The organism is Candidatus Melainabacteria bacterium, assembly GCA_003963305.1.
In the GTDB taxonomy this organism is placed as follows: domain Bacteria; phylum Cyanobacteriota; class Vampirovibrionia; order Obscuribacterales; family Obscuribacteraceae; genus PALSA-1081.
This window is the reverse complement of the sequence record RXJR01000004.1, coordinates 115,080-130,719: the sequence shown is the minus strand read 5'-3', so window position 1 is coordinate 130,719 and position 15,640 is coordinate 115,080. Positions and strand designations below refer to the sequence as shown.

At 49.9% G+C, this 15,640-nt stretch carries 12 protein-coding genes; 7 read left to right on the top strand and 5 right to left on the bottom strand.

Features of this window, described 5'->3' with window-relative positions; all coding sequences use genetic code 11:
- Positions 1-51 precede the first annotated feature (51 nt).
- Entirely contained in the window at positions 52-675 is a 624-nt protein-coding gene (locus EKK48_04805; GenBank protein RTL44573.1) for a flavin reductase family protein, read from the bottom strand.
- Between the two features lie 116 nt (positions 676-791).
- Between EKK48_04805 and EKK48_04800 the strand changes: the two genes are divergently transcribed.
- Entirely contained in the window at positions 792-2,126 is a 1,335-nt protein-coding gene (locus EKK48_04800) for a DUF1800 domain-containing protein (GenBank protein ID RTL44572.1), read from the top strand.
- Between the two features lie 8 nt (positions 2,127-2,134).
- Positions 2,135-3,373, top strand: a complete 1,239-nt coding sequence (locus tag EKK48_04795) for a DUF1501 domain-containing protein (protein ID RTL44571.1) — start codon at positions 2,135-2,137, stop codon at positions 3,371-3,373.
- Positions 3,374-3,442: 69 nt separating this feature from the next.
- Here EKK48_04795 and EKK48_04790 read toward each other — a convergent pair whose 3' ends face one another.
- Complete coding sequence (locus EKK48_04790) at positions 3,443-4,078, bottom strand: hypothetical protein (GenBank protein RTL44570.1); 636 nt, start codon at positions 4,076-4,078, stop codon at positions 3,443-3,445.
- 207 nt (positions 4,079-4,285) lie between these two features.
- On the opposite strand from EKK48_04790, the gene EKK48_04785 reads away from it, so the two are divergent.
- Both EKK48_04785 and EKK48_04780 read left to right on the top strand, forming a co-directional pair.
- Positions 4,286-4,702, top strand: a complete 417-nt coding sequence (locus EKK48_04785; protein RTL44569.1) for a hypothetical protein — start codon at positions 4,286-4,288, stop codon at positions 4,700-4,702.
- A 95-nt stretch (positions 4,703-4,797) separates the two neighbouring features.
- On the top strand, positions 4,798-5,883 hold the full coding sequence (locus EKK48_04780; protein ID RTL44568.1) for a hypothetical protein: 1,086 nt from the start codon (positions 4,798-4,800) through the stop codon (positions 5,881-5,883).
- A 17-nt stretch (positions 5,884-5,900) separates the two neighbouring features.
- Here EKK48_04780 and EKK48_04775 read toward each other — a convergent pair whose 3' ends face one another.
- Positions 5,901-6,332 carry a hypothetical protein gene (locus EKK48_04775; protein ID RTL44567.1) on the bottom strand — a complete coding sequence of 144 codons (432 nt, stop codon included), beginning with the start codon at positions 6,330-6,332 and terminating at the stop codon, positions 5,901-5,903.
- Between the two features lie 290 nt (positions 6,333-6,622).
- Between EKK48_04775 and EKK48_04770 the strand changes: the two genes are divergently transcribed.
- Positions 6,623-9,745 carry a hypothetical protein gene (locus EKK48_04770; GenBank protein RTL44566.1) on the top strand — a complete coding sequence of 1,041 codons (3,123 nt, stop codon included), beginning with the start codon at positions 6,623-6,625 and terminating at the stop codon, positions 9,743-9,745.
- A gap of 1 nt (position 9,746) precedes the next feature.
- Here EKK48_04770 and EKK48_04765 read toward each other — a convergent pair whose 3' ends face one another.
- Positions 9,747-10,658: a YihY/virulence factor BrkB family protein gene (locus EKK48_04765; GenBank protein RTL44565.1), complete on the bottom strand. Its 912-nt coding sequence runs from the start codon at positions 10,656-10,658 to the stop codon at positions 9,747-9,749.
- A gap of 9 nt (positions 10,659-10,667) precedes the next feature.
- Complete coding sequence (locus tag EKK48_04760; protein ID RTL44564.1) at positions 10,668-11,624, bottom strand: alpha/beta fold hydrolase; 957 nt, start codon at positions 11,622-11,624, stop codon at positions 10,668-10,670.
- Between the two features lie 193 nt (positions 11,625-11,817).
- Between EKK48_04760 and EKK48_04755 the strand changes: the two genes are divergently transcribed.
- Together EKK48_04755 and EKK48_04750 are read left to right on the top strand one after the other, a co-directional pair.
- On the top strand, positions 11,818-12,909 hold the full coding sequence (locus EKK48_04755; protein RTL44563.1) for an NAD-dependent epimerase/dehydratase family protein: 1,092 nt from the start codon (positions 11,818-11,820) through the stop codon (positions 12,907-12,909).
- A gap of 235 nt (positions 12,910-13,144) precedes the next feature.
- On the top strand, positions 13,145-15,604 hold the full coding sequence (locus EKK48_04750) for a hypothetical protein (GenBank protein ID RTL44562.1): 2,460 nt from the start codon (positions 13,145-13,147) through the stop codon (positions 15,602-15,604).
- Positions 15,605-15,640: the final 36 nt, after the last annotated feature.

The following is a 15,640-nucleotide window of genomic DNA, read 5'->3' as shown; positions in this document are numbered from 1 at the left end:
GTTGCAAGAATTTATTTCGACAGTTCGAGCCTTGCAACAAGCAACTCTCATCTAGAAAGGGCGTTTTAGTTCAAAGTTGCCATCTGTTGTAGTCGTATACGAACTACCCGCCATGCGACCAACTGCCTGCAAGACTTCGCTTCGGATATGTCCGCGAGCGTCTATAACTTTATCGTCAAGATGCATGCAGACAATTTCGCCAAGGACCAGATTATTGTTGCCGTACTGGATGTGCTCAATCAGTTTGCATTCAAAATTAATCGGTGCTTCTGCCACGAGAGGCGCTTTGATCATTTTTGCCGGGGCAGGCGTAACACCCACTTTTTCGAACTCGCTAATTTCCGGCGGGTATTCTGCGCTGCTTTGATTCATCTGCACGCTTAAATCTTTGCTGACGATGTTGACCACGAATTCTTTCGTCTCAAGTATGTTTCGCAGTGTGTCTTTGGGCTCACGAATAACCTGGTCGGCTTGCTTGATGATTGACTTGTATGCTGGCGAGAAGCCGATCATTGGCGGGTCGACGCCCAGGCAATTGAAGAATGAAAATGGCGCCAGGTTATTAACGTTGTTCAGACCAACAGTCGAAACCCAGGCAATTGGTCTGGGAATCACTGAACCTATCAGAATCTTGTAAATCTCTTGAGTAGACTTTTCTTTGCAGTCGATGAACATGGCTTCCTCTGAATTTGATTTCCGGAATTGTACTATCCGGAGGCATTAATCTGCAGCTTCATCAAAGATCCACGGATCGTTGCTAGGCTTGAAAAGGTTGTTTGCTGGAGGAATCGATGCACTCAAAAACTGCCGATGGCTATTGGGTAGAGCATTTGCTCAGGCGCGCCGGTTTCGGCTCTACATCAGAAGAGCTTGCCTACTATAAAGGGTTGGGTTTCGAAGCCTCCGTCGAAGCTCTGACCAGTCCGGATAAAGTCAAAGACGACAAACTCGCCGATATCTTGAGCAAGCAAGATTTCGACTTTACGGATCTGGGAGACGTTAAGCGCTGGTGGATTTATCGAATGGCGTACACAAAACGTCCGCTTGAAGAGAAGATGACTCTTTTCTGGCACGGTCATTTCGCTACTTCAAACGCCAAGGTCGCAAATCCGTACCTGATGTACCAGCAAAACGAGCTGTTTCGACGTAATGCACTCGGCGATTATCAACAAATGCTGCTTGATGTATCCAGAGATCCGGCCATGATCGTCTGGCTCGATAATCAGCAGAATCGTAAGGGGAAACCAAACGAAAATTACGCACGCGAAATCATGGAATTGTTTACCATGGGTATCGGCAACTACACAGAGATGGATATCAAAGAAGCGGCGCGTGCTTTCACGGGCTGGGCTGCTCCGTCGGGTTTCTATTTCAATAAGAAACAGCATGACGCCGGGGAGAAAACGTTTCTCGGGCAGAAGGGCACTTTCAATGGAGATGACATCTGCACGATTCTAGCCAACAAAGATGCCACGGCCAGATATATTTCGAAGAAACTGATTTCCTTTCTCGCCTACGACGATCCTGACGATGATATTGTCGAGCGAATTTCTGAGGTCTATTTGAGCAGTAGTCGCAATATTCGTGCCGTAGTGAAAGCAATTTTGCTCGATAAGTCATTCCGCACAAACAAGTCCTATCACTGCAAAATTAAAAGTCCCGTGGAATTGGTTGTCGGCACGGTTAAGGCGTTGCAAGTTCAGAAACTCGATGGTGACCTGTCGGCATTGATGGCACGCATGGGGCAGAATCTGTTAGAGCCTCCGAACGTCAAGGGCTGGGATGGCGGCATGGCATGGATTGCCACTGACACAATGATGGAGCGCTTCAACTATGCCGCGCGCATCAGCACGCAAAAGTTTGATACTACAGATGGTTATATAAATCCAGTCAAGCTGGCCAAAAACTACAATGTCAGTTCCGCATCTGACATGGTTGATAACTTGTTGGTGGCACTGGTCGACGGTGATGTTCCGCACAACACCCGCAAAAAGCTGCTTGCCTATGTTGCCGGCGATGCTAGCGGAAAGGTTGGCGATGGACCTCCGACAGGCAAGGCTCTAGATGTTAAAATGCGAGGATTGATTCATCTGATTATGACACTTCCGTCTTACCAACTGGCATAGGAGAATCTATGGGAATTTCAAGACGTAGCTTTTTGAAAGGAAGCATCGGGCTGTGTGCGTCGCTTACGATGGGTGAATTGTTGACCCTCGGCGCACAGGCAGGTACTCGTCCTGCTGCGTCCAAAATCCTGGTCGTCGTTCAGTTGGCAGGCGGTAATGATGGTTTGAACATGGTCGTTCCGTACGCTGATGATGCGTACTACAAGGCACGACCAACGATTGGTATCAAACAGAAAGACGTATTGCAGCTGGATCAAAGTGTTGGCTTGCACACGGGCATGCCGGAGCTTGCAGATCAATTTAAAAGAGGCAAACTGGCAGTTATTCAGGCCGTCGGCTATCCGGAGCCAAGTCGTTCTCACTTTCGTTCTATCGAGATATGGCAGACTGCTGAACCGCGCAAGGTTAAAGATACAGGCTGGCTTGGGCGCTATCTTGACTTGAGCTCACCAGCTAAGGCGAACGCTTCTGACACTTTTTTCCCAGCTATAAATGTCGATCCTATTTTGCCGAAGACATTGTCGGCACAGAAAGTCATTGTTCCTTCAGTAAATAATGTCGCGGATTTTCAATTCAAAGCCGACCCTAAGAACGAAGCAGATCGATTGGCTCAGATAGAAGCTTTCAATAGCATCTATAAAGACTTCAAACTGGACCGTCACTATGTCGACCAGCTGCGCGCGGTTGGAATGGATACTACGGCTGCATCAGACTACTTGAATAAGGTTGTGCAGAATTACAAGACAAGTTCGCAATACCCCAATGACAATTTCGGTAAGGGCCTGAAGTTTATCGCTCAGATGATTACTGGTGGTGTGAATTGCAGAATTTATAACATCACATTGAGTGGCTTTGATACTCATACGAATGAGGGACGGAACCACGATCAACTGCTGCGAAAACTGTCCAGCGGGTTGAATGCATTCCAGCAAGATCTCGAGGCTCACAACAAAGATAAAGAGGTGGTCGTAATGACCTTTTCTGAATTTGGCAGGCGTGTCGCTGAAAATGGCGGTCGTGGTACTGACCATGGCACTGCCGCACCAATGCTGGTGCTGGGCAGCAGCATCAAAGGTGGTATCATCGGCGATGCCCCAAGTTTAACCAGCCTGGAAGACGGTGATTTGAAGTACAAAATGGATTTCCGGAACGTCTACGCTACAGTGCTTGATCGCTGGCTGGGGGCGGACAGCAAACAGGTTCTGGGCGACAAGTTCGACCAGATTGAACTGTTCCAGAAGGCTTGATCGAGACGAGGATTGATCGAGACGAGTCTTGATCGACTCCTTGAGCTGACTGAGGGGCGCAGCCGCCGGCTAGTGCGTATCGTTTTCCGGAGCAGGATGAGCCGAAGTCTTCGGTTTTATGAGCACCTTACCGGCAACGTGAGCGTCAGCGTCTTTGGCGATTCTCTTGAGATATTTTGTGTTTGTCTCCCATGGCTTAGGCATCGACCCTGTCAGTTCGAGGATATGTTGCTTAGCGACGCCGCCGCGGGCACTGTCTTGATAAAGAGTTTGCATCTTCGGAAGCCCAAGCCCGTGCCAGGTCAGCCCCGATTCGTCGCCAACTTCATTGCGTAGGACCAGCAACCATTCTTTGACGCACTCGTTATAGAGATACGGATCGCGGTCGTCCTGAGTCTTGATTTTGTTTTCCAGCGCTTCGGCTAGAGCCATATGCAAATCGAGGTCATCCGGATCGCGCTGAAGTGCGCGTCTGCTTTGCTTTATAGCCTGGTCAACATATCCCATGCGGGTTGAATATTCTGCGCTCATCATCATCGAGCTGGCATTGCCCTTGGGCAGTTCAGACCAGGCTTGGATGGACGTAAGCGGCTTTCGCTCGCTGCCGACGATACCTAGCTCCTCATCGGTGTACTGCTCAGCGAAGGCAGCAACATTGCTGCCGAGGGCCAGAAGGACCGAAATTAGTATGTACAGAACGCGCATATGTTTGGTTCTCGGAGGGACCGGCAAATGTCATTAGGATAATCGTTTTCGCCCGAAAGCCTATTAAGCGGTTGTCATCTTTGCGCTTCTGACACAATTTTTGCCACAGGTGTTGGCTTAGACCATTTATAGACTAATTCGTATTTATCTCATTCTTTTTTTGGACTTTCGGATATATGCTTTTGGTGCTTTCAAAGAGGAACATCTGTGGAAGGTCAGGGCACAAGTCAGAATGGTCCCATTAGTGGTCCCAATGTAAATTTGAGCGCGTCAGGTTCGACTTCAGTTTCGACGCCCTCAACTGATTCGAGCGCCCAGCTGGCTCCTGATAAGAGCAAATTGCCGGCTGTTGAGCGAAAGCCCGATCATCTGAACACTATCGTGACGACCCTCTGTGTCGTTACCTTTCTACCCATACCCTTGCTTCTCGCCTTTGGTCCGAAGGCATTTTTGTGGATGGGCATCGTCATTTTTGTCGTCGCTCTGATTCGTCTCATCAATAGTCCCGTGCAACTCGAGAGACCCGCTCGTCCGATTAGCGACCCTGTCACGGCGGCGTTGCGCCAGCGTCAGGCTTCAAAGGACGGCGCTATCAGTCCTACTGCCGGCACCCAATCACGTTAATTTACAGTCACGTTCCTTAAACATCGACAGCCAAGGCTTCGACTAAACAGTTAGTTCGGAATAGACTAGCCTAGGCTGAGCAATTCGGAGCGAAAATGCATCAAGTTCACTCACCTCTTATGATGGCGATGCATGATCCTGTCTTGCACCGTTTTATAGCTTTTCTGGCCGATAAGAAAGCCGAGCAGGAGGCAGATCCCGGCAAGCATCTCAAGATCGAACTCGATCGTGACTTGATTTTGAGTGTGCGTGAATCTTTTCGGCAGAACATCTTAGATGGTGAACGGCACCTTCACCTTTTGGCGCACTTGCTGGCGTCGGTGGTGCTGCAGGGCGAGTTTGAGCTGCATAGCAATGTCATCGGTGTTCTGCCTGGTGATGACGATGATCGACCTTTCCTGATTCGCGAACGCATTACGAGAGAGACTTTGTTCTCCGTGATGGACATCGATCTGGGAAATCAGATGCTCGATAATTTCCGCTACAAGAAAGATTTGGATTGGGTGCCATTACAGCTTTCAGCCAACTTCATCGAATATTTACCGGCAGGGCGACTGGATACGGGAGTAAATCGCCTGACGAGCCGCGTCAAGGCTGAAGAAGAGCTTTGGAATAAGGTTACAGACGAACTGTTCATGATCGATCAGCTTGTCTCACGCGATAAGCACTTGCGTCAGTACAGTAAATTCGTCAAAGACATTTTTGGCATCAAAATTGTTTGCGAAGACGATGCGACCTGTCAGAAAGTTCACGAAAAATTGTTGGCGGTAACAGTTGCTGGCCGCGACTGGGAGAAACTCGACGAGCTAGCTTTTGTTGCCTTGCCTGCAAACGGCAGTTCGCCCACAGATAAGTTGCTTGAGTTTGTCGAAACCAAGGACTACTTAACGTGCGAGCCCTCCGAGCGAAAGAAAACTGGATGGCGCGCCATTAAGAGTGTGGTGCGTTGGCACGGTCGGTTGTTTGAAATTCAGGTGCAGCCGCTCAGCAACTACTATCTGGAGATCGACCATATGGCCGGTCCTTCCCATCGATCTTTCAAATTGAACAGAGATTCTATGCGTGATGAAGTTGCTCGCCGTATTCCACTCTATGGATTTTACAGAGACCTGCTCAAGATGTTGTTTATGGAAAGCGATGTCTCATTCGAGTGTGAAAATGCGTCTGTAGTTATTCGCTGACTTTAAGCAGACGTCTACTACTTTTCTTCAAAGCGAAGTTTATTGATGCGGCTCTGTAAACCAGAAATGGTGCCGGACCAGCGATTCAACATCAATTTAGTAATTGGTGCGTGCGGTTTGGCAGGCGATAGAGCCAGACTTGATTCAAACTTTTCCACAGCCGCGATTTCTTCTGGTCTGGTCAATGCGTTCAAAATCTCATCGCGCCCAAACTCTGGTGAAAGCAGAAACTGATGCAACTTTTCAAAGGCAGGACGATCATCCTCAGTGGATAAAGCACAGTGTAAAACCAGCGCGGAAAGTAAGTTCTTTTCCCACTTGTGCCAGAGCTTGTCGTGCTGCACCGGCGGCATGGTGTGACCCATAATTTTGTCAGAGACCTGCTCGGCTAACTCATAGGTGGTCGCTTCGCGTATGTCTATTTCGATTTCGTCTTTTATCGCGCTCATGATTCCCCAGGTTCTCCTTGCGCAATATTATCTCATGCGAGCCTGTCGCATCCACACGACAACGACCTCAATCGGTGCGCCTGTCTGTATAACAGTCCTTTTGCTGCTAGCGAACTAGTGAAAACCCGCGTTGACTTGGGTTGCTCGGCGGGCTAAAGTCAAGTAGTAGTCGGTTTCGACTGCCTCCCACCAATTTACTAATTCGGCATCACTGTTTGTGAGCAGGCTGCTCGTGCATCATTTCGCACGCACAGCTTTGTTCTCTGGCGCAATATTTTGAGGAAAGCACCATGATTACAAGCGAGAACGAGTCCGGCACTACGCCCGATGATCTGGCAAAACTGAGAGCCGATGCGCTTCACAGACAGAGCAACAGGTCCAGTAGTGATAACGCCTGGGAAGGCTCATTTTCCAGGAATGACTTTGATGTGTCTGATTCGAGCTTGCAGCTGAGCAGATTTCTTGCGATCGGCGCGCTGGTCATCATAGCAGCGTCGATTATTTGGCCTGCTTTTTTTACTGCTTTGTTTTTTGGCTGGGGGATCTTGCTTCTCTATTGCATTCATTCCATCTTTCAGCAAGAACGCCGCCGGTTTGTTGTGCAAAACAATTCGCAGACCGCATATCAGTTGCCACTGCCTAAGAGCAGCACCTTGTGGGGGCTTGTGGTACCGCTTTCCATGACTGCTTCACTTTGTTTAGTACTGGCGCGCAACGCTATTGACGCGGCTACGATTAATAAGTGGGTGTTTTTAGGCACCATTTGTACCATCTGTAGCATTTACGTTGCCAACGCGATTAATTTATCGCTTTCCAGACCGCGGTTTCTTGCTTTTCTTAACGGGCTGACTGGCGGATTGTCTCTTTCGGCTCTGTTTTTGTTTTCCACTCTAATGGTGGCCACAGGCGCGCGGGCTGATTGGAACATCGTGTTGCCGACTGCCGCACTTGCACTTGTTTATTCGTTGGCGTTATCTCGAAAACTTTTGCTTAAGGTCGATGCCGGCATTTCTCTTTCTGTATTTTGTGCGGCTATGCTTGGTGCATTCGTCTCGGCTGCTGTCACCTTGACGCCTGAATTGCGTGGTCTTGCTATTGCACTGGGCGAGAAACTCGCTGTATCCGCCGATTCACGGAGCGTCGATTTCGGCTACGAGATTTTGAACAATCTCCATGCTGCTCCAGAACTAGAGATACTGGCGCGAAATAACAACGACCAACGACCCCGATCCCTGGCTGAGTCGTTTATCCCGATCGATAGCGCTCAAGCCAGGAAGCTGTATTTTTTTGTTTCAGGAAAGACTTACAAAGAGTCCGCCGCTCCGATCGATACTTATCAAAATGTGGCGGTTGCTGATCCTAACGCCAAGGTGAGCGGGCTGTCCATGGTTGAATCTTCGATTACGGGACATGTTGATGCAAATTCGCTTACGTCCGTAACGTATTGGACTATGGTTTTCGGAAATAGCACCGCAAAGGTGCAGGAAGCGCAAGCAAAGATTTCCTTACCGCCAAATTCAGCCGTGTCGCGTGTGACGCTATGGGTAAATGGAAAACCTCAAGAGGCAGCTTTCAATTCAACTGAGCGCGTCACGCAGGCATATCAGTGGATAACGGAGCGCCATCGCGACCCCCTGTTGATCACTGAACCTTCCCGTGGGGTCATTAATTTGCAAGCCTATCCCGTTCCTCAGTACGGTGAAATGAAAGTGCGCATTGGTATCACATCTGGTCTCAACGCCAGGACAAAACGTGATTTCACTTTCATAGCACCACGTATAATCACGTCCAACTTTGATGTTGCAGATGCGAAAACCTCTATATCTCTTGAAAGTAATGCACCAATTACGTCCAATGCAAATGAAGGAAAATTGAGTGGTGCCGGTAGCAGATTTGTCTACACTGGGCAGATTCAGCCTGGAATTGCTCACAGCTATCAGTTCATCGCACACAGAGCATCGGACTTTGGCGGTTTCTCCGCCCGCGCTACTCACTCGCTTGAAGACATGATAATTTCTGAAAAGTTAGTCAAAACCTCGGACAATGTTGGCAAAATGGCGATTGTGATAGATGCTTCGGGCGCTGCGGCAAGCAGTCGGAACCAGCTGAAGAAGGCGCTTTCATCGATTCCGAAGCGAATTTCCGCCCGTGTCTTTCTTGCCGATCATAGAGATGATGTAGAGAGTCTCTCGCTCGATCAAGCAATTTCACGTCTGGACAGCGTCGAGTATGGTGGCGGCGTAGATGACGCCAGGGCCCTGGTTGCCGCGAAAAGGTTCATTGGCCGTGATCTTCATTCATCTATTGTTTGGATTCATGGAGCCCAACCCGTTTTCTATCCTGCTGATACTGAATTGCTTCAGCAGCTGTTGGTAGCGGGCGACCACCGACTCAATATCTACGATTACAAACTTGACGATCAAGAAAACCAGGCGAAGACCGAACTTGTTTCATGGAGCCGCGCTGCCAGCCCTGAATTTCGAAGCATAGAACAAGGTAGTTCGGTTGCCGAAGATTTGACCAGCTTCTTTAACAACGTCGCATCGAATGGTTCTGGTTATGAAGTCGTCCGCGAGAAGTTGCCCAACAAGCATAACTCGCTGACTAACTATGAATTCCCAGTGGCAAGCAGGCTATCGACCATCTGGGCCGCAGACGAGGCACGACGTTGCGCCGAATTGGGTCAGGTCGATACTGCTGTCACGCTCGGCACTGTGTACCGGGTCGTCACTCCTGTGACCGGCGCAGTTGTAATGGAATTGCAGAGTGACTACGAATATCAGGGCTTGGAGCGCAATTTTTATAGTGTCGTCGGTGCCAATACTCATGCAGTAAAGGATTCCGCAGGTGGTGCTCCCCCGGCTGCTGGTGCTGTTGCCGCCGGTGCTGCTGGTGCTGCATTGGCTGATGACGCTCCTTTCGTAACAGACAAGAGGATTTTTGCACAACCGCTCCCTTCCGCAGGTCCTGTAGCTCGCCGTGCCATGTTCTCTCGGGCCCAACAAGCCGCGCCGGCTCCAATGCCTGCCGGGATTTCAGGAAATGCTGCGCCCTCCTTGCAGGGGGCGACCAACGGAACGATCTCACCGCAAATGGAATCAGAAGCTTCCACATCTGATGCCACCGTCACTGATGCCACCGTGATTGATGGCGTCAATACAGCAGGCACCGTCAGAGTCAACAATATGGCTAATCTTGAGGCTGCTCTCAATTTGTTTGCCTGTGCTTTGCAGGGCGTGTGTGCACTCAATGGAATCATCCGCCTCGTTCAAGGCTTCTGCATGTCGACAAGCAAGGTGGACGCTTGCCGAAAACTTTTGCTTGGCGCTACGTTACTGCTTTTGGCAGTGGCGATTCCGGGAGTGCTCAACTGGCTGATAGTCCCGGATGCAAATGCGAACCTGTTTTCTTAATTCAGCTATGCGGTCCCCGCTCATGCGCAACTTCAAGAACTTTGTTTGTTGCTGCAGCACCCAGAATCACGGCGCTAGTAAGATAAAACCACAGGAGAAGCACCATCACCCCGCCAAGAGAGCCGTAGACGCGGTCATAAGCACCGAAGTTCTGAACATAAAGTCTAAAGCCAAATGAGATGGCGATGAAAATTACGGCACCGAAGAAGCTGCCGGGAGTAATCCAGAACATTCGTTGTTTGGAGGGTGGACCAATTTGGAAGGTAAGAGCGAAACTCACCAGAGTTACCGCAAATGCCGCCACCATATGCAATGTTGATACGATCATCGATGTAATTCCTACCAGACCAAGCCTGGACATAAACTGAGGCCAGGCAACGATGGAAGCAAGGCAGCCGAGTACAAAGACAGACTGTACCAGTGTCATAAGCATGGCTAGAGCTCTGCGTTGCCAGTACGAACGTCGATCTCGAAAACCATAAATCCGATTCAGTGCATCCATAATGGACATGAACAGTGATGATGAGACCCACAATGAAAGTATCGATCCGATCGATAAAACTGTTACAGGGTGTGCTGCACGCATTCTTTCGATCTGTAATTGCACCACCTCGTAAGCGTCGGCAGGAATGATTGTGCTCAGTCCGCGTTTCAATTCATTGATGGTTTGGACTTCAACCCAGCGCAGCTCGGGTGGCAGAAATGAAGACACATAATATAGCTGAACTGATATGGCTAAAAGAACAGCCAGCAAAGGTACAAACGCCAGCATGGCATAGAATGCGATAGCAGCGCATCGTGTCAGTATCTCGTGCTCTAGAAACTCGCGAAATACTTCCCGCAAGATTGTTAGGACTGTGCTGCGACGAAACCCTAGTGTGCTGGCCAAGCGGGTCGGCAGGGGAGACGGCATCTATCTGGTTTAAAGACTTTTCGACAAAGTCATTACGGGCGGTTGGCGTTTATCGAGCCAGGTATCAATCACTTGAGCTACCGTGGTGTCTACTTTTTGATGCTCGATCATCAAGTGCCCATGCTTTGGAAGGACATGAAGAGTTTTGTCTTTGGTTTTCAAACGTGCCACCATTTTTGGTAGCGCACTCGCTTTTACCACTTGGTCTTCTTTTCCTGCCATGATCAATAACGGCAGTGTATCTGGTATCGACTCAAGCTGTGCAATAGCCATTTTGTTTGTTTTATCGGCTTTGATTAATTCGACGGGGCTCATGCTGCGGCATATCTTACGATCAGCCATGCATGCGGCTGTAAGATCTTTGTTGTTGGAAAGATATGGTTCGATGTATCTTTCCAAATTGAGTGGTTTGTTTGGATGAGCTAATCCTTTCCAGAAATCAACTGCCCAGCGTGGAGTTGGATGTACGCATGTTTTCACGCAGGGAGCACTGACTATGGCTGATTGCACCAGGTCTGGATGCTCTGCAGCGACTGTTAAAGCCAGGTTTGCGCCCAGACTCTCTCCCAGACAAATAGGTTTTTCTCCGTCGCGATTGTTTAGAAAGGTAAGAAGCTTAACTATGTCTTCTGTGCTCTGGGTGAAATGAATTTTGTCATCGCCGCCGAACTTCTTGCACTCTTCCTTCCATCGTCCAAAGCCGCGCATGTCGGCGGCATAGACGCGATAGCCCTTTTCGGCTAAGTGCTTGGCGAAATCATCATAAGCGGCTGCGTAAAATGTCAGACCGTGAATCGCCACGATCGTTCCTTTGTTCGGAACACTCGGGTCGGTCCATTCATAAATTGGTAAGTTGAGTTTCTCTGCCGCTTCATTATCGAGGTTGCAGACGGGTGCCGCGAACGCCGGAGTGATGGCGGCTGCACATGTTGCCAACAGGTAGCCTAGCTTTCTGCGAAAGCGCATAACGGATTTCCCCTCTCTTGATCTCACGTCATTATCCCAAAACGCTGCCGGAGGACTTTGCGATCAATCTCTAATCCGATGACTTTTCATCATCTCAAAAGTTCCTATTGATCACATCGCAGACTGTAGTTTAAAGTCCTACGTGTCGCTGCTCATTAGTAATATGCCAACAAGCGGCAATAAATAATCGCTCATGCACCAGGTTTCCTCAGTGATCCCGCCATCATCAACCAGAGTTTTTGTTACCGGAGCGACCGGTTTGGTGGGCGCCCACCTGGTTGAACAGCTCCTCTTGGCAGGTTATGGCGTGGTTGGATTAATTCGTCCCACCAGTCAAAGCAGTCGCTTATTGGAGTTACAGGCCAAGTTTCCTAATTTTCAAATAATCAGCGCAGAGTTAAGCGATCAAAACAAATTGAGCGAGGCTATGACCGGTGTGTCGGTTGTCATACATACGGCAGCCTCGATTGCGCCTATGGCCACACTGGAAGAATTGAGCGTGGTGAATGTGGACGGAACTAGATCAGTGGCGCAAGCTGCCATCGCATCTGGTGTCAAACAATTGATCCATATCAGCAGTTTGTCTGTAATCATGGGTGCGACTCACATCTTCGATGCGCGTGAAGACGCGCCATACATGCAGTCGAAGGAAGCTTACGCTAATTCGAAAATCAAAGCAGAGCAGCTTGTTCTGTCACCGGAAATTTCATCACAGATCAAGGTGACGGTACTGCGACCAGGATTCATTTATGGACCGAACGAACGGGCCTGGATGCCGCGTGTAATCAGCATGCTGAAGGGTCGCCGAGCCATGCTTGTAGGCACCGGCGAACTCGATACTAACGTCATCTACGTCGGAAATTTATGCAGAGCAATTATGTCTGCGATTCTGTGCGAGAAAGCATTCGGTGAGACGTACAATCTTACAGACGGGCAGAAGATAAGCAAGCGCAAGTTGTTCGATACTATCGCTGACGGGCTTGGGCTGCCGCGGTGCACGATCTATATTCCTGAATGGTTTGCCCATTTCCTTGTTGATAGCGCCTGCATTCTGGCTTCAGTTTCACCGGCTCCAATCAAGAATGTTCTGTGTCAGTACTCTCGACCAGCATTACGCCTGGCTGGCTACAACCAAGGCTTCAATATCAGCAAAGCTGAACGCGACTTGAATTATGTTGATCGCATACCGTTTGAAGAAGGTATGGCAAAGACATGCGCCAGTTGGGATTTGGATCGCGGTTCGCGTGTTTCTAATATCAAAAGTCGTATCATCGCTGAAACCTGAGCTCTTTTGGTCTGGCCTGCGGTCTAGATTAAATGAAAGATTTAAGAAAGGTTCCACCGCCCTGTGGGCTTTTCGAGCTCTGATAACCAGGCCGGTGCGTATTTCCACCAATGTACACGTAAGCCCTTGACGACTATTCTTTCAATAGCGGTCTCAACCCTCGCGAAACAGCAAACAATAAAGCCCACCCGGGTTTTAGCTTCCGCGCGTCGTTAATTGGAATGAGGAATGTCAAATGCCTGGCGATAACCCGAACGACAAGATCCCAGTAGCTCAGAATGACCCCACCAGACAAGCTTTAGGGCAGCAAGCATTTAGCCCTGACGATAGTAAAGCAGCTCCTTCCAGCAAGTTGACGCGTTATGCCGACGTCACTGCAAAGGGTCTGGAACACTTGCCCGAGGGGGTACTCAAGGCCGGGGCGGACGCATTTGCTCATCCTCTAGATACCGCCATCATGGTTGGCGAGTCAGCCGCCCTGGGAGCTGTGCTCAAAACCGTTCTGCCAAAAGGTGGACCAGCCGGGCTTATTGCTGGAGCTGCAATCGGCGGCTATTTCATGTACGAAGCTGCAAAACCCATTGGGGACGCTTATTCGAAGGCTGGAAATGCCAAAACCATGGGCGAATTGAACGCTGCCGGCAATGAACTCGGCGATGCCGGCGGAGCGTTCGTGACTAACTCAGTGATTGCCATGGGTGGTTATCGACTCGGCGCAGGTGCCGCCAACAAGCTGATGATGACCGAACGCCTGGATGGCTTCGCTGAAGCTAAGAACAACTTCTGGAATGGTGTCAACAATAAACTAACCTCATTCAAAATTCCAGGACTCAGCTCTGAAGCCGGGGCCGTTGCCGCCGCCAATGCTGTCGATGCCACATCGTTTGAACGATTTGGTGCGAGAAGCTTGAATCTTGCCTCCAATATCAAGATCGAAGGTGAGCGAGCAAATCTTCTCTACACCGACCGACCCGCACCTAAAGCGAGCCTGGTAGGCGATGTTCAGGGTGCCGACAATATTGCCGTCACTGTTCTGGCTAAAACCAAGGGTTCAGAGTTTTTGATGGACCGTTATATTCAGCGCATCGCTAATGGTGCTAAACCATTGACGGATGCCGAAATCGAAGCGAAATTCGGAACGGATCCGGTCGCAGCTGAAGCAGTGCACAAGTTTGCTGCTGACCATAACTTGTCTATCACTGATCAGACCAAAGCTTCCGGACGTTTTGTGTTGGAAGGCAGCGCCGAGCAAATGCAGAAGGCATTTGGAACTACTCTCCAACAATTCCAGGGCGAAAATGGTGAGCTCTTCCGCGGACGAAGCGGCACACTTTCGGTTCCGACAGAAGTTGCACCGCACATTCGTGGCGTTCTGGGCTTGGACAATAGACCGCAGTTCCATACGAACTATGTGAAACTTTCTGATCTGCCGCCAGAGCTAGGTGGAACTATGGGAGATGGTCTCGTCGCTTCTGAAGCGGCTCCAAAGCCCCAGGCAAGCGGTGCCAGACCGGTCGATACGCAGGAAGTGATGAAAGCTTACGGCGCTGATCCGAAATTCGATGGAAAAGGCATGACCACAGGCTTCCTGTCACTTGGTGGCACTATGCCTGAAGGCTGGAACGATTATCTCAGGTCGAAGGGAATTGACCCCAAGACTTTCGAAACCGTAAATATAGCCAAGGAAGCTCCCACACCTGATCCACAGGGTGCGAACGGAGAAAATGCCCTCGATGGCGTAATCCATAAAGAGGGATTGCCCAAAGCCAAGACAGTGATGATTCAGGCTCCGAACGATGACACCGGTATGCCTAACGGTATCGATCGCATGACCTTCCCGAAAGCCGGTGAAAGTCAAATCAGTCACGCCAGCATCAGCTGGGGCATGTATGAACCCGGTTGGACTGACCAGGCTCTGTCTGCTATGGAAGACGCCGGTAAGAGAGCTGCTCTCAAGGGTATTACGATTACAGTCGCAGCCGGCGATAATGGTGCCGGTGACGGATGGAGAGGCAAGAAGCAGGTTGTAGACCAACCAGCCGGTCTCAAGTATTTCACCGGTGTTGGTGGCACGCAGCTGATTCTCAAGCCGGACGGCACTTATGGTTCTGAAAAGGTTTGGTCAGGCAACGGCGCCACAGGCGGTGGCAGATCGTTGAAGACGCCTGTGCCTGATTATCAGGAAGGCGTGAAGATGCCCGACAATATGAACAATCCAGCCTTCAAGGGCAGAGGAGTTCCGGACATTGCTGCCAACGGCGATCCTAGAAGTGGATGGAACACATTTACGGATGACGGCGTGCAAGCAATCGGTGGTACAAGTGCGTCAGCCCCGGCTGAAGCTGTTGCCGCTGCGGTAGTCAGTCAGGGAACCGGCAAACCAACTGGTTTCTGGAATCCAACCCTGTACAGACTCGGCAAATCGAACCCGGAAGTTTACCGCGACGTCACTATCGGCAACAATACCGACGAGGGCGTTAAGGGCTACAGCGCTGGTCCTGGATGGGATGCCACAACCGGTTGGGGCTCGGTCAACATCAGCAAGATGATTGATGTCGTCAACAAAGAGAACAACCAGCACTTTGTCGCTCGTGGTTTGAGACAGGTACCCGGCATGATTCGCAACAATCATACTGAAGTGCCGTTCTGGGCAATTCCGTATCAATCGACGACAGTCAACGATCAGACCAAATAGGTTCTTGCTTCAGGCGATTACCTGGGTTCGACTTGC